Here is a 21193-nt window from a genome sequence, read left to right as displayed (position 1 = left end):
ATTGTTTTATTGTTATGGTGTTTTTTTACTGTATAATTAAGCACTAAAAATAAGTAAAATACTGATTGAATTTTTTCAAATTGAAAAACCGGTTAAAAAACCGGTTCCATTTTTATGATAGCTAAAAAGTAATGTTACTTAAGTTGGGCAAATTGTACCTGAAATTCATTCGCACTCACCAATCCCATTGCAAAATCATATTGAAGCAATTCGTATTTTTCATTTTTTGTTAACGGACGATTGTGAATCTTGTTCATTATCTGCTCTTCATCAGACAATATTCCTATAATATTGTTTTTTTGCTGAAAGGCTTTAAAATATCTGATGCCCAATTTTCTTTGAGAAACAGCATCAAAGTGGATATTGTCCGGATTACCTGTTAAACCTTCTGCAGATACAAAATAGGCATGCTCGTTATCTTTCGCATATTGAACTAAAGCCTCATTAATTTTACTGTATTCACTAAAGTATTGTCCATACATACCTTCCGTTAAAAAGCTTCCTAATCCTCCAACGATCAATGGAATTTCCGGAGTATTAAGCTCTTCTCTCAAAGTATTTATGATGTAGCTTAATTTTTCGGTATATGACCTGTATTTTTGTCCATGACTGTCACTTTCCCCCTGATGCCAAAGAATGCCACTTAATGTGCTGATTTTTTGTGCCGCTTTAGCTTGAAAAATAGCATTTTGAAATAATGCTCCCTCCACTGACCAGTCATCCAGGCTTGTTCCGCCATCAGCACAAGGAATCAATCCGATATCATCTTCCTGATTATGGAATAACCGCCATGATGAAGCAAATGTTGTAGCCAGGCTGATTCCTGAAGTTGGTCTGTCAAAATTGATAGGTTCTGCCATCATTTGCCACCTCCCATTTCTTAGCATTTTAATTTTTTCATCAAGGATTGGAGGAACATCTTTTAGAAATCCACGTCCGGCCATATTAGACTGACCTATCATTAAAAATGAATGTGTCATTGTAATTATTATTTGATTTAATTATTTTTTTAAAGCTTTACACACTTTATGAAAAGTTGTCCATACCATTTCATCTGTGAGAGCAAAAGGTAATCCGCTGATGCTTTTTCCCTGTTGATGAAAACGTAGTAAATTATACAGAGGAGCAAATGCAATTGACCAATAAATTTCAAATGGGGTATCATCAATCTCTCCCCGCTGTATCGTATTTGAAATAAAGTTCAAAAGGTTATTTTTAAATTCACTCATAAACATTCCCGGTTTCTCATTAAACATTTGAGCAAATTGCTGACTGTAATGAGAATTATTGATTTGCTCAAAGAAGGGTAGGAGCAAAGGGTTTTTAATAGCATAGTTGTATCTGTTTGCCCATTGTACGCGCAACCCTTCTTCCAGACTGGATTTAGGATCGAATCCTTCATTGATGAGGGTTTCCATTTTGTTTCCTTCCTCAATAACCAATTTTACAATGAGATCATCTTTATCTTTATAATATACATAAGGTGTTCCCACAGAAATGTTGCATGCTTTTGCGAGTTTATTAATTGTAAAGCCGTCCAATCCATCTTGTACAATAATTTCTATTGCTTTTTGTTTAATTGTATTTTCTTTAGTAAGATCCCTGTTTCTCATTTTATTTATTTTCAGCTCATTATAATTAAATGAATATTCATTTAATTATAATGCAAATGTAGATTATTTTATGGAGAAATTAAAATTTTATAGTAGCTTAAAGTGGAGTTAAGACTTTTAAGATAATTATTTTCTTAAAATTTTGTCCATTGCTTTTCCCTTGGCGAGCTCATCAATCAGCTTGTCGAGATAACGGATTTTTCTCATGAGGTCATCTTCAATATCTTCCACACGGTATCCGCAAATAACTCCTTTTATCAAAGTAACACTGGGATTAATTTGTGGGGCTTGTTCGAAAAAATCCCTGAAATTAGTTTTATTCTTAATTATTTCCTGAAGATCTTTTTCAGTATAGCCCGTCAGCCAAAAAATAATTTCATGTACTTCTTCTTTTGTGCGCCCTTTCTTTTCTGCTTTGGTAATATAGTGAGGATAAACCCCGGCGAACGACATGTTGTAAACCCTTTCGTAATTTGTGTTTTCCATCTTTTTGTTTTATTGATTCATCAATGAGCTTATTTCTTATTGGCTTTTTATGCTGTCAAGTTTTTGGGCAATAGCCGAAATATTTCCTCCTCCGCATGAAGAATGGAGGACTTTGCCATCTATGCCAATAAGTACTTTTGCCGGATTGCAAAATACATTATAATTTAATTTCTCAGATTTATTGTACGACTTTGTATTGTCAATTTGTTCAAAAAGAACATTCGAGTGGGCAAGGTAATCTTTAAACTCTTTTTCATTTTCCACAAACCCTTCTACAATACCAATAAAATGAGCTTCCTTATTGTATTTACTGTATAAAGCATTAAATTCTTCCGCCATATCATAGGATTCGCTCTTTTTCAGATAAGATTTATCGTAAATAAAAATAACAAGGTTTTTCCCCAGGTAATCCCGTGAATTAAAAGAAGTCCCACTGATCGTTTTAGCTGAAAAAGGTATGGGCTTTGAACCCACAAACAGATCGATCTGATTTTTCTTCATGGCCTTTGCCTCTTCCTGGAACTCTTTAAAAATCCTTTCTTTTTTTGCTTCCTTGCTTTCACAGGATAGCATTAATAAAATAACTGATACTGCTACAATATTTTTCATAGTACATTTTGTGATTGATGATGCTTTGATAAATATACGTGAAAATCAGGAGATCAAAGATGCCGGGATATATTTATCCATGTGATGTTATTATTTCTTATTTCTTATTTCTTATTTTACAACTATATCTTCCGTTCGTATAGCTTTGCTTTTTCAAGCCCGTAATTATTGATCCTAAGAGTCGGTGCATTTGAATCCCAATCCGGAAGGTTTTGCTCGAGCATGTGCGTCAGTTTTGTGATTCCGGGTATTTCCTGATCGAATTCATACTGATTTTTGTCGGTTATGATTTCAAGGCCTGTCTGTCTGTCGTCAAAAAAAGGGATGCTGAATGAATAGACAGAAACAATTTCATCCCATCGGATAAATTCTGGCTGATTTTTGTGCTTATGGTAAAAACCATCTGCAGTGTATTTAAAATTCCCATCTAATTTCTCTAATCTGTCGGTTTCCTTTTCAATTGATTCATAATCTGTCTTAGTGTCAGAAGAATATATTTTAGCAATGGAAAAACAAAGAACTGTAAAACAGGAAAAAATGATAAAATAAGATATCCCTTCACTGTCAAAAACCGGATAATACATATAAACCCACAGTACAACAAGACAGCACATGATGATTATTGTTTTCATGAAAGCGGAGAATTTAAAGAGGTTGTGTAATTACTGTTTAGACTTTAGCTGGAATACATTTCCTTCAGGATCAGTTCCGTCACATAACCAATAATCATAGTTTTCAAAGGTTTTAATTTCTTTCATCAGGATATTTTTCGATACGAACTCATCTCTTGCCTGTTCGATGTCTGTGTCAATTTCAAAAACGATCTTTGTATTATTATCGAATTGATGACCTGCATTAATTTTTTCCAGATAACGGTCTCCAATTTTATGAAATCCGATTTGGACCGATCCTGCATTAAGGAGCAGCCAGCTGGCGTCTTCCTCAATCACTGGGAGATTAAAATTTTCAGTATAAAATTTTTTTATCAATGGAATGTTCTGAACATATAAGATCAAGGTATCAAATTTTACATTCATTGGTCTCTTTTTAACAACGATAAATATAACAAAAAACCACTCCTGAAAATAGAATGGTTTTTTTTTGATATAAAATATCCATGAAAGCCGGATGGTTTATGGCTTCATATTCTCCATAAAAGTTAAGGTATCAAAATACAGGGTTAGAGATTGTAATTTCCCATTTTTCACGGTCCAGTTTTCAGAAACATTACCATTAATTTTAGCACCGTTCGGGAATTGGAAATCATAATTTCCGATGACACTGGCTTTATCATCTTCAATTACCATTTGTTTCACTCTCATGGCTTCAAAACGTTGTGAAAACCGCTTTATAATTTCAATATAAGCCTGCTTTCCAACAACAGGAGTTGTGTTGGTCATGTCACCGCCTGTATATTCGAAATCGTCGGCTAATGTACTTTCCCAATTGGCTTTTGCTGCAAATCCCTTGTAATAAGTTTCAAGAAGTTGCCTTGTGTTTGTTTGATTTTCCATTGTATTAAAATTTGTGATTATCTTTGTTGTTGCAAAATGCAATAACAAAGATATAAAAGTTATTGCATTTTGCAATAACTTATTTTTATATGGATAAACAGAGATCAGATTGCCCGATTAGTTGTTCCCTTGATATTTTCGGGGATAAGTGGTCACTTTTAATCATCAGGGATGTTATGCTGAGAGGTAAAATGTCGTACAGCGAATTTTTACATTCTGAAGAGCGGATAGCATCAAATATACTGGTTAACAGATTGAGTGTTCTGGAAGCAGAGAAAATCCTTGTTAAGGAAGTATCACCGCTCAACAAATCAAAATTTATCTACAGCCTCACAAAAAAAGGGGCAGATTTGTTACCAATCGTCATTGAACTGATGGATTGGGGAGCAAAATACAATGCCAACTGCCCGCGAAAAGAGCTGGGGAAAAAAATCCAACAGGACAAAATAGGTGTTATCCGCGAGTTAAGTGATGACCTGAAGTCAAAGATCAAGTAGTGCTGCTTGTCAGTTTATAATTTCTGCATCAGGGTTCTCACGGATTTTTGCAATGTTTTCACGCCATCTCTGAAGTTCATCATCTGTTAGTTTGATCCATTCTTTTACTTCGCCGATAATCTTTAAAGGTTCCTTGCTGCGGTAAGAACGGGTAGGATTACCTGGAAATTTTTTGTCTGTTACATTAGGGTCGTTTTCAAATTCACCGGTTGGCTCCACAATGTATATCCTTTCACTACCATCTCCATTTGCCAATGCGGCGGCAAGTCCTGCTCCGTTTTTTAAAGCGGTAAAATAAATGTGATTCATAATAATTTCCGGATAGTAATTAGATGCGAATCCGGCGGTCAGCAGGTCTCCAGTTTTCAGATCCGCCTTTGTTCCATGATAAAACGGCCCTTTGTCTAAAACTTTATTTTCAGGTTCTTTATTATTCATTTCCATGATACTCATATTTTACTTAAGATTTTATTTTTTCAATTTTGGTATTCATTATTTCCAGGGCACTCCGGAAATATTTTTCCAGGGTTTTTAATTCTTCCGGTGAAAAAGAGGCAAAAAGCTGATCTGTATTATCCTGGAAATCCTGATATTGAGGAATAATAAGTTGGGCTATTCTGGCGTTGTCCGGGACAATGATTATTTTTCGCCTGTCATCCTTATCCGGTTGGCGGCAGACGAGTTTTTTCTTCTCAAACCTGTCAATCAGGCCCGTGACGGCACCTGTTGTCAATCCTGTGATGACAGCCAGTTCTCCGGCAGTCATTGATCCCTTTTGCACAAGAAATCCCAGATACTTATGATCGGTTCCGCTAAGGCCTATTTTTCTACCGATACTTTCGTGCATTTGGATCGAAGTATAGGCAAACTGTTGACTAAGTTTTCTCAGTTGAATTGCTTCTTCACTAATTTCCATTATTCTTATTTGCTAAATATCTTAGTTACAAAGATAAATTAATTTTGTAAATAAAAAAACCACTTTGAAAAAACAAGGCGGTTTTAGATTGAATAAATAATCCTCTTTGAAGTCTGAAGACTTAAGAGCATTGTATGAACATTAATTTACGGGGCAAAATTGGAAGTGGTTGATATAGTGATTGGTTCTGAAACTGATTTGATAGTTTCAATATCCTTTATAACCGTCAGGAATTCCTTTTTTATCAGAAAATATTGTCTATGGAGAAAGTAAGGAAGTATGTTTATTGCCGTTATTAATAGTTGCAAATTAGCCGTGATATACTGATCGCTGCTGAAATAGACGAGTTCATTCTCGATGTAATACTTAAGATCTTTTAAGGTTTGTTCTTCAATATCATCAGCTACTTGTGTATTCTCTAAATATGGGAGAATTTCATTTTTTAATTTTGTTTCAAGAGGTTTCAGGTTGGTAAAATTCTTTTTGATTTGTTCAAATTGAGTTTTTTCATTAATAAATGATGTTGCATTGATTAATTCAGAATATAAGATATATTTATCTTCATATTTACCATCATATTCTTCAAAATTACGGTAGCTATTTTCAAATTCATTTTTTCTGTTAAGAACAGTGGAAGATTTCAGGAAGTAGGTGTAAATATCCGAGTCATTCTGGTGGATTTGTTGTTTGATTTCAGAGATGGTATCATTCAATTGTGGAACAAGTTTTCCTGCTTCTCCGGAATTATATTTTTTCCCGTCATAATCAAAAGTCTTTAGAATGATTTCTTTTTTAGCGATGGCTTCTATTGTTTTTTTATCATTTTCCAAAGCAAGCAAAGTATAAACAAGTTCTACTTTGTCTTTTGAAAAAAGCTCTTCGAAAGAAAGATTGTCATTGGAATTTTCCGTAACAGTGAAATCAGGGTTTTTATTATCATAATAACCATTGAAGATTTTATCAAAGGAATCTCTGTTATATTGTTCTTCAAATTCTGTAGTAAATGTTTCAAAATTAAGTTCGCTTCTTTCCTTCTGGTACTTTACTCTGGAAAAAAGTTTTGCGGTCAACTTTTCTTCTGTTTTTTCAAAATCCCTGAAAAGGTTTTTAGCCGGTGTGCTTTCATTATCTTTTATGATATTAAGATTTCTAAGCCTTACGATTCTGTCTTCATTGGAGGGATGTGAAGCCCACTGATTTTCAATATTCAGTTTTGACTTGTTGAAAAGTCCGGATTCAGAAAGTTTTACATAAGGAAGCCCATATTGGGTTTCGAGCTCACTTTGTTTTGCGAGGAAATTCATTACAAAAAATTGTTCTTTGTAAATATTTGGACTTGCCTGGTTCTTTGAAACCTTAGCGTCATAAAAATTGATAACATTCTGGTATGAATTGTGAGCCAGTTCCATTCTTAATAAAGACTCCTCCAAAGCGAGTGATCCTGCAATATTCGCGGCTACTTCATCTGCATGAAACTCCATCTCTCTTGAAAGTGCCATATGCCTGATGTTCACAAAAGAATACATTTTGGTGAGCACCCACTGGATTTTATTTGTGATAAAAAGTGCTAATGCTGCAAAAATTGAGAAGTAACCACTCATATTTGCCCATTTCTCAATAGAGTTACGGTACGATTCATCATCATTAACCAGATTAAAGATAATTTGATTCACATTATATACATAACTTCCAACTTTCATCGAGCGTTGGGAAAAATGCCCAAACTCATGGGAAAGGACAGCTTTCAATTCCTGTTTTGTCGAAGTATTAATCAGCCCAAGTCCGATGGTCAGATTTTTCTTAATAGGATAGAACATACTCCAAAAGCTGGAGTCATAGAAAACACTTGCATTGACATCGTATGCTAAATATACTTTTTTAGGAAAATCAGTCTCAGCCTCCTTTACAATTTCATCGATCATTTTAAAAAGCTCCGGTTCATCTGATCTTCTGATTTCAGTCAGAAAGCTTCTGTCGTTAATGTGTTTCTTAAACAAAAATTTAATAATAAAAAAGAATACGAAAACTCCTGTGCCTGCAAGCCCTGCTCCCAGCATGATGGTAATAAACATGGGTTTTACAGCAATTAATCCGATCCCTCCGATAATGCATCCTACTGCCAAGGCTATGGTAAAAAGGAACATGAGAAGATATATGAGGATGAATACAACAATGGCTGAAACAGCAGATTTACTTTTCCTTTTGAAATCCTCAGAAACCTGAATGTACATGATAATAATTTTTTTGCAATAATACATTCATAAATTTAAAAGGACAAGAAAAACTGTTCTGAAAATCAGGATGATTAATGAGATCGGGTTTTTTAAGCAGTATCTTTTTTATATAATCCTTCTTATTTTTTTGTAGCGAAAATTATGGTCTTTATTGTGTTGTAGGAGTAATTCAATCGTTTTATTTCTGAGCTGTCCTTTATTACCTTAACGTTGTTTATCTTATCCCTCTGAATAAGATCTGTCAGCCTTTTGAGATCAGATTCTTTTTGATTTATAAGCACTAAGGTGTGTTTATTTTGCCTTTTAAGTTCCTTCAAAAACGAAAGCATGCGCTCATTTTCTGCATGATTGGTACTATAATCAACAATAGGCTGAGTCGTTGTTTTATTGCAACTTGCTAATACGAGCATTAAAATAATTGTAAAATATTTCATAGTGATAAAGTATGAATAGCCAGGAATTCAATTAATTAAATTTTTTAAGATAGCTTCTTTTATTTTTCCACCTGGTACCAAAAAACAAAAATTTCTTTTGGGTACCATATACTTTTGCTTTTTTAACGAGTCCTGTATTATTAATCCTATAAGAAAACAATTTGTTTCCCTTAATTTTATATTTTAAATGATAATTAATATTGTTATCAGTTTTTAAATCATAATTATGATAATTACCCGACAATATATCTGTTATTGCTAATGAATCATTTTCGGATTCTACCTCCCCTTTATTCTTATTGAATCTTAAATAAAGATCGTTTCCTTTTACCTCATAAACGCCGGTAAGTTCAGTGTGCTGCAAATCTCCGGAAAACTCATAGTTAAATGTATTATAATCCTTTAATTCAACTGTTGTAGTAAAGAAACCTAATACAATGCTGTTTGATCGATAGATTCCCTGTAATTTTTTCTGTGAATTACACGATGAAAAAAATAATAGAACTATAACAAAGTTAATAGGAGCCAGGAACTTTAGTTTTGTATTTTTCAATAAGATATTACAAAACATTACGGATTGTATCTTAATTGTTTTTTTAATTGTTTGCACTATTAATGTTCAGAATAAATTTCTCTATTTACTATTTTAATGGCATTTTCAAATCGAGAGGTTTTTAGCAAAGATCCATTATCTCACAATTTTAATGCTTTCTAACTCCCCTTTTTCATTTTTAAAACGGAAAATATAAGTTCCCTTTCGGAACTTTGATAAATCTATATTTTGATTATAGTTGGTAAAACCTTTAAAGATTAATTTTCCATCTATTGAGAAAATGGAGTATTCAAATTGATTGCTATTATTTTTATTACTGATTATAAAGCCGTCTCTATAAGAATTGACATAGGCTTTTGTTTTCAATGCCTGATCTTCCGCAGGTGTATCTCCAGAAAGTATATTTTCACTAATATCTGCCACTTGTATACTTTTAATAGCTGAACTGGTTAGAGACGTTGTACTTCCACCGATGATATATAATTTATTATTATATACCTCCGCTGTAGCATGTCTTCTCGGAATCATATTGGAGGATAACCGATGGATTTTATTGGTTGTCGTGTCAAAATAGGCAATGAAATTTTGATAATTATAGCCCCCAACAATAAAAATTTTATTGCCGGATACAGCTAGTGAATGTCCGGATATACCAACAGGCATCGTATATTGATCGATCCAACGGTTAGTCTTGAGATCGTAAACATTGATCAGGCGGGATGGAGTGCCATTAAAACCGCCAATTACATACAGCTTATCATTAACAATTTTCCCCTTTGTTTCCCTGGCCGTAGGCATATTGGGTAATGAATTCCAGGTGTTTGAAGCAATATCATAATACTGGAATTTATTAGAAAATACAGTGGTTGCGGCTCCGTTTAATCCGCTGCCACCAAACACATATATTTTGCCATTATAGATTGCAGAACCTGAATTTCCTGTATAGGAACGATTGGTCGCACCCTTCGTGATGGTATTGGTGTCAAGATCTACAATTTCAAGATGGCTATTTCCCCAACCGTTAAAAATATAAATTTTATTATTGTAAGTTTCTGAATTAGCAAATCTTTTAGGAAGTAGGGTAGAATTGAAAACACTCCATTTGTTATCGGTAATATTGTATTTCTCAATATACTTGGCATCGCTTGCTTTTTCCTGATACCCATTGCTTACATAAATATTATCATTCACGATTACACTGGTTATAGCACCTCTGCCAATGGACATATTCCTGAGATTTTTAAAATTGAGCATTTGTGCATGCGTTAGCAATGAGCCAAAAAATGAAAGAAGTAATAATTTTGTTTTCATGCTATGAAGTTAATTAATAATCAACATATATTTTTTCCAAATTCGACATCATAAATAAGAAACCATCAATCTCATCTTTTGAAGGTTCTTTTGCATACTGTTTCCTTATTTGTCTAATTTCCTCTTTTGATAATTCTTTTGTGTTTTCATGGGATAGATCCCATTCTTTGTCTTCTTTGTGACGCTTGAGATAGTTTTTATATTCAATTCTATATTCCTCGGTTTTTTGAAATGCTTTGAACTGATTTATTTTAAACTTTATGTAATCCTCTTTTTGTAACTCTTTGCTTTTGATTAAAATATCATTACTTAAAGTAAGAATCAGATAACTTGAATAGTAGCTTGAAAAACCAAAATTATCAGAATCAATAAAATCTCCATTCGGTACGGTAAGAATTCCTGAATAATTCAATTTAGTTTTTTTATCAGGAAAGATTTTATTGAATACAGAAATTTGTGTTTCTGAATCACTGTCCGGATCTGCTATTGTAAGATCAATCAGGAATAACTCATTATCTATTATTTCAAAATAGGCAATATACCCACGATGGTTTGAGGTAGTCATTAAAAATGTTTCATCTCCGTTTTCATTCTTTCTTACAAACTTTTCTCCATAAACAGGATGATCTTCTGGATGTTTCACAAAATATCCTTCTAAAGGATCATTCAGTAATTTATGGTTTTTTCCGTCTATTGTGATAAAATTAGACTGCTGGCCAGTTGCAAAAATTTTTATAGATATGATTAGAAATAGAACTAAAAATTTGAATTTCATAAGTCTGGGGTAAGAGTAAATGTATTAGAATGGCAGAGTTGTTTTCGGGATGGTTGCAGCCTTTTACGTCATAAAAGTATTAGTTACCCTTTTTACTTCCCAGCTTCCATCTTTTTGCTTTTCCAGCAGATAACCAAAACCAATTACAAAAGAAGTGTCATGATACTTATATTCTATGTAAGCAAATCTATCATTGAAATATAACGGATTTGAGAATTGATACAGTTTTATAGGATGATCAACCTCTTCCTTATGAGCAAGCCTTATATTGGAATTTATTTTATCATCAATCTTCAAAGAATCCAGGATATATTTATTTTGTATTAATAAATGCAGCGAATCAGATTTTCTTTCTCCTGATTTACTATTTTTTAAATCAAGTAAGTGAACAACACTTTTATTAAAAAACGGTGGCGGTCCCGGCTCTTCTCCCAGCATTTCTTTTGGACTGGGAGTGTAGATTTTTAATTGTAGCAATTTAGGATCAACTAAATAGGGATTCTCTTTTGAAGGATTACGATTGGATTCGTATTTCAAAACAGCACTCACTATTTTGTTTAGTTCTGTTTCTTCTTGTTTTTTACTTTTGGAGCAGCTCACCGTAAAAAGAACAACAATTAACACCCAAAATATTTTTCTCATTCCATTAATCTTCAGGTTATGTATATTTAATGTGGTTTCGAAACAAATATAAGTAAAGTTGCGGGAGAAGCTGCTTTTTCAAGGACAACTCTCGTTACTTTAGTTGGGTCAATGATCCTTGCTTCAAGAATGTGAACATACTCTTCTATAGAGAAAATGAATGCAAAGACTTATTATTTATGGTGCTTTTATTATTCAAAGGGTTCCCAACTTTTATAGTCAAACCATTGTTCTTTATTACGTTTAATTTTTTTAATAATTCTTTTTGAAGGTCTGCTTGACCTTTTGGTTTTTGGATCATATATCATATCTCCATCATTGTCATAATAGATGATTCCTTTTTTGTCGCAAGTTTCAATGATTTTTACTTTAATGAGAAAGTCCTTTTCATTACGTTCGGTAATTATTCCTGTTGCAATACAAATATCATTATCATATTTATCTTCCTGTTCCTTACTCACAAATCCTTTTTGATAGTTGAACTTAATTGTATCACCAATTTTATATTTTGAAAAGCTTTCTGTTTTTCCTTTCAATTCGGTCTTTTTAGCATTCTCCCAATAATCCTGATAGTATTTTACCTGCTCTTCGAGCCTAATCTCTCTATTGTTTAAATGTCTGTGATAACTTACCAAAATAATTCCCGACATATTATCCGGATGATAAATATTTAAATCATTAAAATATTTTGATAGTCTTGAGCCTCCCCAAAGCTGCCAGTTATTCCTCATCCACATTCCAAATCCTAAATGAACTTTACCGGTAAACTCTTTTTCTTCCAAGGTTTTAACTTTTGCTTTTATACTATCATTCCAAAATGTATTGATCTGAGCAAAGCAATCCTCCAAGTCTTTGGGAATGTAAACTTTGTCAATGGTGTCTGTAATATATTTTATCTTGTTTTTATCATCTAGTTGTTTTTGAAGTTTAATATACTTGTTAAGAATATCTTTTTCTTTGATTTTACCATTTACAAGATATTGCTTAAAACTATATAGCAAGACTTGAGAGTGATGATCAAAAATTCCTTTTTTATCTAAATATTTAGTGATTTTTGGATTACCATTTTCACTTGTCCAATTAAAAATTGTTTCATAGTTTTTATACGGTTTTGTTTTTGCAAATGGATAAACAGTATAAATTAAACTGTCTTGATGAGTATTTTTAATTTGTATTTTAATACTATCCGGGCAGTCTTTATCTAAATACATTACAACTTGTTTTAAGTTTTTGGGTAATTTATTTTGGGCAAATACCTGTAATTGTGCTAAAAATAGAATAATGCTTATGAGGAATATTTTTTTCATGATATTGTAGATGGTCCAAATCTACGAATTACAGAAATATTATGTACGTTTAATTATACTAACAATGTTATTTTCGAGAAACAAAAAACCGTTCTACAAAGTAGAACGATGTATATAAATTGTCCAATATAATTTTATCTGTAAGAAAGAAATTTTAATCCCTTTCCATTATCCGGTACCAGTTTTTTTCTAATTTCCAATTATATTCTGGTTTTACTTTTATTAGTTCTTCATATTGCTTTTGTGTCTCCTTATCATTTGTGAATATAAAATAAGTTTGTGGTGATTCGAAAAAGCCACGAGAAATCCAAAATTTGATAGTTTTTGTGCCTTCAGTTTTATTCTGATAAATCCAAATATCATTTCCTCCATTTGAAATAATCGGGAAGTCAAATGAAAGTTTATAGATACCATTATTCGTTTTTGTATTTGGTTTCAATTTTTCTGTCAAAACTTCTTTTACTATTTGATTGCGCTTATTATATGAAATACGCCAGTCAATTTTTTCAATAATGGAGTTTGGGATTTTGTTGAAATTGTAAGACGTTAGAACTAATAAAATTAATGTTACTGAAAGATTTACTATTCTATTTGTCTTTATGTACTTTCTTTCCCTAATTAATTTTATTATTTGTCTTACTGTTAAAATTAGCAAGATTATACATACTAAAAACCAAGAAAAGGGTTGAATAAAATAGGGAAGATAAAAGTAGTCGACAAAAACAAAAACTAACCAGATTATTACCAAGATTACTATTTTTTTTATCATTCAATTCATTATTAAGTTTTGTCTGTCATTGGTTCATCGGATTGCCACTAAGATCCAAATTTACATATTACATCCATATACCATGTATACAATTGCAAATAAAATTTCAATGAGAAGTTCCTTGGATTTTCTGTATAAAAAAACCGCCCTACAAAGTAGAACGGTTAGTATATTAAATTGTCTCAACGACACGTTGTTACATCATTCCTGGCATTCCACCTCCCATTGGCATAGCAGGTTCGTCTTTTTTCACTTCAGTGATTACACACTCAGTTGTTAAAAGCATTCCAGATACAGAAGCTGCATTTTCAAGGGCAACTCTTGTTACTTTCGTAGGGTCGATGATTCCTGCTTCAAGCATGTTTACATACTCGTCAGTTTTAGCATTGTATCCGAAGTCTCCGGAACCTTCTGCTACTTTAGCAACGATTACAGAACCTTCACCCCCTGCGTTGGCAACGATTTGTCTTAATGGCTCTTCGATCGCTCTTTTTACGATTTTGATCCCTGTAGTTTCGTCAGCGTTGATTCCTGAAAGGTTTTCTAAAGCGGAGATGGCTCTTACTAAAGCAACACCACCACCAGCTACGATACCTTCTTCAACAGCTGCTCTTGTAGCGTGAAGTGCATCATCAACTCTGTCTTTTTTCTCTTTCATTTCCACTTCAGAAGCTGCTCCTACGTAAAGAACTGCAACACCACCAGCTAACTTAGCTAATCTTTCCTGAAGTTTCTCTCTGTCGTAGTCAGAAGTTGTAGTTTCCATCTGAGCTTTGATCTGAGCTACTCTTCCTTTAATTTTCGCTTCGTCACCACCACCGTTTACGATTGTTGTGTTGTCTTTATCGATTGTTACTTTCTCAGCAGTTCCCAACATATCTAGAGAGATGTTTTCCATAGTGAAACCTTGCTCCTCAGAAATTACCTGACCACCTGTAAGGATCGCGATATCTTCTAACATTGCTTTTCTTCTGTCTCCGAATCCAGGAGCTTTTACAGCAGCAATTTTAAGAGAACCTCTTAGTTTGTTTACCACTAAAGTTGCTAAAGCTTCGCCTTCCACTTCCTCAGAGATAATCAATAGAGACTTACCACCTTGTGCGATTGGCTCAAGAACAGGAAGCAATTCTTTCATTGAAGAGATTTTCTTCTCTACTAAAAGGATATATGGGTTTTCTACTTCAGCTACCATTTTCTCAGGGTTAGTCACGAAGTAAGGAGACTGGTATCCTCTGTCGAACTGCATACCTTCTACAACATCTACCGTTGTATCGATACCTTTAGCTTCTTCTACAGTGATTACACCTTCTTTACCTACTTTTCCGAAAGCTTCAGCGATCAAAGCACCGATAGTTTCGTCGTTGTTGGCAGATACAGAAGCAACCTGCTTCACTTTATCTGTAGAATCTCCCACTTCCTGAGACTGGGATTTTAGGTTTTCAACAACTGCAGTTACTGCTTTGTCGATCCCTCTTTTAAGATCCATTGGGTTGGCACCTGCAGCTACGTTCTTAAGACCTTCTCTTACGATAGCCTGTGCCAATACAGTAGCGGTAGTTGTACCATCTCCTGCAATATCATTAGTTTTGGAAGCTACTTCTTTTACCATTTGAGCTCCCATATTTTCTACCTTGTCTTCAAGTTCGATTTCTTTCGCTACAGAAACACCATCCTTCGTTACGTGTGGAGCACCGAAAGATTTTTCGATCACTACGTTTCTACCTTTTGGTCCTAAAGTTACCTTTACTGCATTTGCTAATGCATCAACCCCTCTTTTTAAAGCGTCTCTTGACTCGATATCGAATTTTATTTCTTTTGCCATTTTATTTAGATATTAGATGTTAGACGTCAGATGTTAGACGCCAAGCATTATTTGAAAATTATTTTTTATTCAGTTTTAAATCTGAAATCTGGTGTCTTATATCTGGAATCTTATCCGATAATTCCCAGTAAGTCTCCTTCTTTTACGATTAAGTAATCTTTTCCTTCCAATTTCAATTCGGAACCTGAATATTTTCCATAAAGAACTTTGTCACCTACTTTCACAGTTGTAGGCTCATCTTTTTTTCCAGGACCTACTGCTACTACTGTACCTTCTTGTGGTTTTTCTTTTGCTGTGTCCGGAATAATAATACCTGAAGCTGTTTTAGTTTCTGCAGCGATGGGTTCGATCAAAACTCTGTCTGCTAATGGTTTAAAGTTTACTGACATAATATATCTGTTTTTTTAATTATTTCTGCTTTCAAATTCTCTAAATGTGTGCCAAATGAGGTTGGTACTTGTCAGGCGATGCTTCATGGTTAAAAATGGCAGAATTTTATTTTTGGTGTGAAATTTTGGCAGATTAAAAAAATAAAGCCGGAAAAATTCCGGCTTACTTTACTGATCAATTTATGAGACTAAGGACAATATTGTCCCGGTCCGATCCATAATGTACATTTTCCGTTTTCATCACGTTCGCAGCAAACAAGTCTTGCAGCTCCACCGTGGATGGTTTTCTGAGCATCTCTGCTTAATAATTTAGCATTTTTCATAAGTTAATATTTTGTTTTTCTGATGTTCCTGAACATTTATTGTCAATCAGGAGTTTTTGACATGATCAAATATAAGCTTTTTATTCAATCAAAATGATGTTGTTTGTAGATAGTTTTTGGTATTTTGTATTTTGATAACCAGTGGATTATACTGTAAAGGGCAGCAGGGTTAATACTGTGCAAAAACAGGGATATTACTATGGTATTTGGTGATGCATTCCTTCAACTTTGTGAGACCAAATATCATAAAAACTGAAACAATGGAAAAATTAAAAAAAATCTTTCGGGATGCTCCGGCTGATTCACCGGTTCCCCGGGAATTGCTATTGGAGTATGAGAATCCGCTTCCGACTAAAGAACCGGATCGCAATTTATTTATTACGGATTCTGCCAAAAACTTCAGACTAACCGGAAAAAAAGACTCAGCAAAAATCTCAGTATCAAAGCTGAACCGGGAATTTTACCAGCTGGACCAGATTTCACCTTTTGACTGGGGTATTCCCGGGAAATCCGAAGAGATCATTACCGTAGAAAAGCTTCGTGCTACAATTAAAACTAAGAAAATAAAAGTGACCGAAGCTGAAGCTTTTGTGCCGGAAACTCATATACTGGGACTTCATCCTAAAGTGGTTTTTCCGAATACGAAGTCTGTGAAGAGAAACCGTTTGAACAGATTGGTTACGAAAAGTGCCAATCACGTAACTATTTTCGGAAATGATGACAGGGTAAATATTTATCCTAATACCTATCCGGAATGCTGTGTGTGCAGGGTAGAAGTATATACCAAATTAACCAGTGCCTCATCATGGAATTATCAGGGCAGGGGAACCGGATTTATGGTAGGCAGAAAAATTCTAATGACCTCCGGACATATGAGGCCTCAAAAGCCTTATGCATCATGGATGATCAAAGTGATTCCTGCATATTACGATGGACGATCCATTTATGGAAATTCATTTTATACTTATGGAGAAAGCTATGTGGCTTACCAAAGTGACGTGGGAAATGATATTATGGTGGTGAAACTGTATGATAATATCGGAGATACAACAGGTTATTTCGGGGCAAAAAGTTATAACGACGATTGGGAAGATATGAATGTGTGGACCATGACGGGATATCCTTATGATAAAGGAGAAAACCGACCTACTTATCAGAGCAGCATCAGTGTTGTGGATGATGATGACGGAGATGATGTAAAGCTTCCGGATGGAAATAGTGTGGATAGTACACAGATAGAAAGCTATGCAGACGAGGCAAGTGGTGCATCTGGATCACCGTTATATAGCTGGTTCACCAATGGACAGATGTATGCCATAGGCGTTCATCATGGCAATGAAACCGACTGGGAACTTTTCGGATCTGATCTTCATTCTGTGGCTTCAGGGGGAGATATGTTGCCGGCACTTGTGATCTGGGCAAGAAATAATTGGGGAAATTGAAAGAATCAGCTTGAAAAAACAAAACACAACTAATATAAAAAACGCTTCATTTTTATGGGGCGTTTTTTTCTACGGGCTGATTTATTTTTGAAATAATGGCTCCGGAAACGGCAATACCAATAAAATTGGTTACTGACCTCGCCTCGTTCATGAAACGGTCTACGCTATAAAGCAATGCAATATCATTCGCAGGGATCTTTCCAAACCTGTTCAAAGTAAAAATAAGAGCAAGAAAACCTGATCCCGGAACCCCGGAAGCTGTTTTAGATGTAACAGAAATGATAACAAAAAGCCATAAGTAATCATTGAGGCTTAATGAAATATTATAAAACTGAATCAGAAAACAGCAGGCTACAGAAATATAAATGCAGGCACCTGCGAGGTTGAAATTGTACCCCAGGGGAATAATAAATCTTAAAATTTTTTTGCTGTATCCCTCAGATTCCATCTTGTCAAAAATGATCGGAAAAGCTGTTTTGGAAGAAGAAGTGGTTATAACCAAAATGATCTCTTCTTTAATGCTTACCAAAAATTTGAGCAAATTGAATTTAAAGATATAAGAAACCAGTCCTAAAACTCCGAAGATAAAAGCAATATCGGCAAGGTATACGGTTCCCACAACTTTGCTTAATGGCAGCAGGGTATTAATTCCATATACAGAAATACCGTAAGCAATGTTACAGAAAATGATAACCGGAAGAATGATATATAAATATTTAATAATATGATAAAAAACAACAAGTCCTTTATCAAGGATATTCAGGAAACTCTTTCGTCTTTTTGAAAGGTTCATGCATATGCCGATAATGATTGAAGCTATAAGGAAAATAGCGTACCTGTTGCGATACATTACAGAAGATAGGGAGGGGTCATTGATTTCAAACCTACTGGGAAGAATTACTTTTGTTTTAACGATCTGAATTCCCGTATGGGAACCGGGCTGAATGGCAAGTCCAAAAATAAATCCTATGGTAATAGCCACAGAGCTGATGATAAAAAAGTAGAGAATTGTTTGCCATACAATGCTCCCTGCATTTTTTATATCTGCCAGGTGACAGATCCCGTAAATAACTGCCATAAAAATAATAGGCAGGATGATAGACTCCAGAACCCAAAAAAAATACTGGCTGATTATCCCTAATTTACTGCTTATCTCGGGAAGGTATTGTCCTGTAAAAACACCACAGATAATAGCCACGAAAACATACAAAGAAAGATTCTTTAAATATCGGCTGGTGAATGTTTTTTTTGTATGGAAAAGATTCATTTGAGTTTTTTTTCGCTGGATAAACGGACAATTCAATATAAATATATATAAATTTTATATTATCCCAAGAAGCAAAGCTCCTAATAACATGATAATGGAAGATCCGATAGCCCATTTCAATGTGTATTTCAAATGATCAGAAAATTCCACACCGGCGAGAGAGACCAATAGGTAAGTTGACGGAACCAATGGGCTCAGAAGATGAGAAGCCTGTCCGACAAGACTTGCTCTTCCCAGAATATCAGGTGGGATTCCCAGTTGTTGTCCGGTTGCTGCAATAATGGGTAATATCCCGAAATAATAAGCATCATTAGTCAGGAAAAAGGTAAGGGGAACACTGAAGACAGCAGTAATAATATTTAAAGAGCCTGCCATGCTTTTCGGAACAATTTCTATCATACTATTTCCCATAGCCTGCATAATACCCGATCCATTGAGGATCCCTGTGAAAATCCCTGCTCCAAAGATCATTCCTGCTACAGATAATGCATTTCCCGCATGTTTGGACATGAGTTTCTGCTGGTCTTTTAATTTAGGGTAATTGATAACAGATGCTATGCAGAAAGCAATCATAAAAGCAATTCCCAAAGGAACAATATCTAAAATCATTACCGTTAGCAATACAATGGTAAGGACAAGATTAATCCAGATCAGTTTAGGGCGAAGAAGGGCCGGATCCGTTTCACCTGCGATATCGCTATTGCTGTACTTTGTGTATTTTCCATATTTTGCAATACGCTTTTTTTCTTTCAGTCCTAAAATATAAGCCACAAAGATTACCCAGCAAATACCAAGGACCATAATCGGAATCATGGGAACGAAAATCTCTGTGTGACCCAGTTTGAGGGAACTCATAACCCTTGCTGTGGGGCCTCCCCATGGAAGGATATTCATGATACCTCCTGCAAGCATTATGATACAGGTAAGGATCAGGGGATTCAGTCCCTGTTTTTTATATAGGGGAAGCATGGCTGCCACTACGATAATATAAGTAGAAGAGCCATCTCCATCCAGAGAAACTAATGTTGTAAGGATCGCTGTTCCGATGGTTGTTTTGATTGGGTTATCTCCGACTGCTTTTAAAATAAGGTTAACTAAAGGCTGAAATAATCCGGTATCGATCATTAAACTAAAATAGAGAATTGCAAAAATCAGCATTACGCCTGTAAGTGCGATTTCTTTAACCCCATTTTTCATCATGTCACCCAGCTCATCGCCAAATCCTGCAATAAGAGCAATCACTACTGGAACAATTACCAAAGCAGTAAGTGGTGTCATTTTTTTATTCATGATGAGAACCATGAAAATAAAGATCATCAGAAACCCAAGAAATGTTAGCATAGCATTATATTAAATATTAAATTTTTTAAATTGATGTCTGGTTATTTTTGTTTTTTTCTCCAATCAAAACTGTTTCTGAACCCTATGTATCCGTAATTACTGGTTCTGCCCGGAGATAACTGATTAATGAAAGCCAGTTCAATTGCCGAGTTTTTCCCTGTTTTTATTCCAAGCCCTGCGGTGATACGGTTACTGTCGAAAGGGTCTTCCTTTTTGATGTTCATCCTTATCTCATTTTTTAGAATTCCATACAGCCTTTCTTTTTCACCCTTTCTGTTGAAAGGGATTCTCATAGAGATGAGATACCGGACCCTTAATACAAATTCGTCAGGATTATTCAGGAAACGCTCTTCTACACGGAATCTGCTGGAAACGGAAGATCTGCCGATATCATGGTCCAGGGTTACCTGTTGAAAGGCTCTTTTCTCATAGCGGGTCTTTTTCTGATCTTCTGTCTGGTAGGAATCCAAAATGAGAAACATACCTCCTACGGCAGGTCTTACTCCTTTGGTTACTTCATAATCCATATATGCATTGACGAGGAAGAGTCTTTTGTCGTAAGCCAGGTCAAAAGAACGGTATTGTGTAAGGGCTGTTAAAGTACTTTTGTCAGACACCTTGGCAGTCATGATATATTGGAACCACATATTGTAGGTATCAGTGCTTTGACCTTGATAAAAATGATGAAGCACTAATAAAAAAATAAAAATTAATTTTCTCTTAATTTTCATATAATATTGGGTTAATATTGTTACTTCTCAAATATATTTATTCGATTTACCGGGTTTTTAATTTTTCAATCAATGACCTATTTTATCAGCGAACTGCATTTTCTGTTAAAAAACATCTTATATTTGAGAACCCAAGAAATCACGTTTTTAGAATGTTTTTAATTGTAAATATTATACTTATACTGTTGTTTTTCAGGGTTTTATTTAGTGATAAGATT

General features: G+C 34.4%; 24 protein-coding genes. 2 read left to right on the top strand and 22 right to left on the bottom strand.

Translation table 11 applies throughout. The annotated features are described in order from the left end of the window. Window positions 1-134: 134 nt before the first annotated feature. The 7 genes from MTQ00_RS12830 to MTQ00_RS12800 form a co-directional block, all read right to left on the bottom strand. The gene (locus MTQ00_RS12830; RefSeq protein WP_273649513.1) at window positions 135-980 is read right to left on the bottom strand and encodes a sialate O-acetylesterase; all 846 of its coding nucleotides are present in this window, start codon (window positions 978-980) and stop codon (window positions 135-137) included. Between the two features lie 21 nt (window positions 981-1001). Beyond that, on the bottom strand, window positions 1002-1613 hold the full coding sequence (locus MTQ00_RS12825; RefSeq protein ID WP_273649511.1) for a TetR/AcrR family transcriptional regulator: 612 nt from the start codon (window positions 1611-1613) through the stop codon (window positions 1002-1004). A 126-nt stretch (window positions 1614-1739) separates the two neighbouring features. Further along, window positions 1740-2099 carry a DUF2200 domain-containing protein gene (locus tag MTQ00_RS12820; protein WP_273649510.1) on the bottom strand — a complete coding sequence of 120 codons (360 nt, stop codon included), beginning with the start codon at window positions 2097-2099 and terminating at the stop codon, window positions 1740-1742. Between the two features lie 36 nt (window positions 2100-2135). Then, window positions 2136-2708, bottom strand: coding sequence for a peroxiredoxin family protein (locus MTQ00_RS12815; RefSeq protein WP_273649508.1), 573 nt, complete (start codon window positions 2706-2708; stop codon window positions 2136-2138). A 122-nt stretch (window positions 2709-2830) separates the two neighbouring features. Then, a complete protein-coding gene (locus MTQ00_RS12810; protein ID WP_273649506.1) occupies window positions 2831-3340 on the bottom strand; it encodes a hypothetical protein in 510 nt (169 codons plus the stop codon). A gap of 30 nt (window positions 3341-3370) precedes the next feature. After that, on the bottom strand, window positions 3371-3745 hold the full coding sequence (locus MTQ00_RS12805) for a VOC family protein (protein WP_273649504.1): 375 nt from the start codon (window positions 3743-3745) through the stop codon (window positions 3371-3373). Window positions 3746-3841: 96 nt separating this feature from the next. Continuing rightward, window positions 3842-4222 (bottom strand): nuclear transport factor 2 family protein, encoded by a 381-nt coding sequence (locus tag MTQ00_RS12800; protein WP_273649502.1) that lies wholly within the window; start codon window positions 4220-4222, stop codon window positions 3842-3844. 89 nt (window positions 4223-4311) lie between these two features. Between MTQ00_RS12800 and MTQ00_RS12795 the strand changes: the two genes are divergently transcribed. Continuing rightward, window positions 4312-4719: a winged helix-turn-helix transcriptional regulator gene (locus MTQ00_RS12795; RefSeq protein ID WP_273649500.1), complete on the top strand. Its 408-nt coding sequence runs from the start codon at window positions 4312-4314 to the stop codon at window positions 4717-4719. A 9-nt stretch (window positions 4720-4728) separates the two neighbouring features. Here MTQ00_RS12795 and arr read toward each other — a convergent pair whose 3' ends face one another. From arr to MTQ00_RS12735, 12 genes are all read right to left on the bottom strand, one after another. Continuing rightward, the gene (arr, locus tag MTQ00_RS12790; RefSeq protein ID WP_228456995.1) at window positions 4729-5163 is read right to left on the bottom strand and encodes an NAD(+)--rifampin ADP-ribosyltransferase; all 435 of its coding nucleotides are present in this window, start codon (window positions 5161-5163) and stop codon (window positions 4729-4731) included. A gap of 16 nt (window positions 5164-5179) precedes the next feature. Then, window positions 5180-5635 (bottom strand): MarR family winged helix-turn-helix transcriptional regulator, encoded by a 456-nt coding sequence (locus MTQ00_RS12785; RefSeq protein WP_273649498.1) that lies wholly within the window; start codon window positions 5633-5635, stop codon window positions 5180-5182. Window positions 5636-5781: 146 nt separating this feature from the next. Beyond that, complete coding sequence (locus MTQ00_RS12780; protein ID WP_273649496.1) at window positions 5782-7866, bottom strand: M48 family metallopeptidase; 2085 nt, start codon at window positions 7864-7866, stop codon at window positions 5782-5784. Between the two features lie 468 nt (window positions 7867-8334). After that, entirely contained in the window at window positions 8335-8874 is a 540-nt protein-coding gene (locus tag MTQ00_RS12775) for a hypothetical protein (protein ID WP_273649494.1), read from the bottom strand. Between the two features lie 117 nt (window positions 8875-8991). Then, entirely contained in the window at window positions 8992-10167 is a 1176-nt protein-coding gene (locus MTQ00_RS12770) for a T9SS C-terminal target domain-containing protein (protein WP_273649492.1), read from the bottom strand. A 13-nt stretch (window positions 10168-10180) separates the two neighbouring features. Continuing rightward, entirely contained in the window at window positions 10181-10942 is a 762-nt protein-coding gene (locus MTQ00_RS12765) for a hypothetical protein (RefSeq protein WP_273649490.1), read from the bottom strand. A 63-nt stretch (window positions 10943-11005) separates the two neighbouring features. Continuing rightward, window positions 11006-11584: a hypothetical protein gene (locus tag MTQ00_RS12760; RefSeq protein WP_273649488.1), complete on the bottom strand. Its 579-nt coding sequence runs from the start codon at window positions 11582-11584 to the stop codon at window positions 11006-11008. Window positions 11585-11775: 191 nt separating this feature from the next. Next, window positions 11776-12891 (bottom strand): DUF6794 domain-containing protein, encoded by a 1116-nt coding sequence (locus MTQ00_RS12755; RefSeq protein ID WP_273649486.1) that lies wholly within the window; start codon window positions 12889-12891, stop codon window positions 11776-11778. 154 nt (window positions 12892-13045) lie between these two features. Beyond that, window positions 13046-13660 carry a hypothetical protein gene (locus tag MTQ00_RS12750; RefSeq protein ID WP_273649484.1) on the bottom strand — a complete coding sequence of 205 codons (615 nt, stop codon included), beginning with the start codon at window positions 13658-13660 and terminating at the stop codon, window positions 13046-13048. Between the two features lie 196 nt (window positions 13661-13856). Next, entirely contained in the window at window positions 13857-15482 is a 1626-nt protein-coding gene (gene groL / locus MTQ00_RS12745) for a chaperonin GroEL (RefSeq protein WP_172280536.1), read from the bottom strand. Between the two features lie 110 nt (window positions 15483-15592). After that, on the bottom strand, window positions 15593-15871 hold the full coding sequence (locus MTQ00_RS12740; protein WP_029295711.1) for a co-chaperone GroES: 279 nt from the start codon (window positions 15869-15871) through the stop codon (window positions 15593-15595). Between the two features lie 188 nt (window positions 15872-16059). Next, on the bottom strand, window positions 16060-16194 hold the full coding sequence (locus MTQ00_RS12735) for a hypothetical protein (protein WP_262888827.1): 135 nt from the start codon (window positions 16192-16194) through the stop codon (window positions 16060-16062). 260 nt (window positions 16195-16454) lie between these two features. Here MTQ00_RS12735 and MTQ00_RS12730 point away from each other — a divergent pair, with 260 nt between their 5' ends. Beyond that, window positions 16455-17636: a trypsin-like serine peptidase gene (locus tag MTQ00_RS12730; RefSeq protein ID WP_273649483.1), complete on the top strand. Its 1182-nt coding sequence runs from the start codon at window positions 16455-16457 to the stop codon at window positions 17634-17636. Window positions 17637-17688: 52 nt separating this feature from the next. On the opposite strand, the gene MTQ00_RS12725 is transcribed toward MTQ00_RS12730, so the two are convergent. The 3 genes from MTQ00_RS12725 to MTQ00_RS12715 are packed head-to-tail and all read right to left on the bottom strand — an operon-like array spanning window position 17689 to window position 20975. Beyond that, a complete protein-coding gene (locus MTQ00_RS12725) occupies window positions 17689-18903 on the bottom strand; it encodes a cation:dicarboxylate symporter family transporter (RefSeq protein ID WP_273649482.1) in 1215 nt (404 codons plus the stop codon). Between the two features lie 54 nt (window positions 18904-18957). Next, window positions 18958-20244, bottom strand: a complete 1287-nt coding sequence (locus MTQ00_RS12720) for a CitMHS family transporter (protein WP_273649481.1) — start codon at window positions 20242-20244, stop codon at window positions 18958-18960. A 41-nt stretch (window positions 20245-20285) separates the two neighbouring features. Next, the gene (locus MTQ00_RS12715) at window positions 20286-20975 is read right to left on the bottom strand and encodes a DUF2490 domain-containing protein (RefSeq protein ID WP_273649479.1); all 690 of its coding nucleotides are present in this window, start codon (window positions 20973-20975) and stop codon (window positions 20286-20288) included. Window positions 20976-21193: the final 218 nt, after the last annotated feature.

It is taken from the genome of Chryseobacterium sp. B21-037, from assembly GCF_028570785.1.
In the GTDB taxonomy this organism is placed as follows: Bacteria; Bacteroidota; Bacteroidia; order Flavobacteriales; family Weeksellaceae; genus Chryseobacterium; species Chryseobacterium proteolyticum.
The sequence above is the reverse complement of the archived record's forward strand: the minus strand, read 5'-3'. Positions and strand labels throughout refer to the sequence as shown.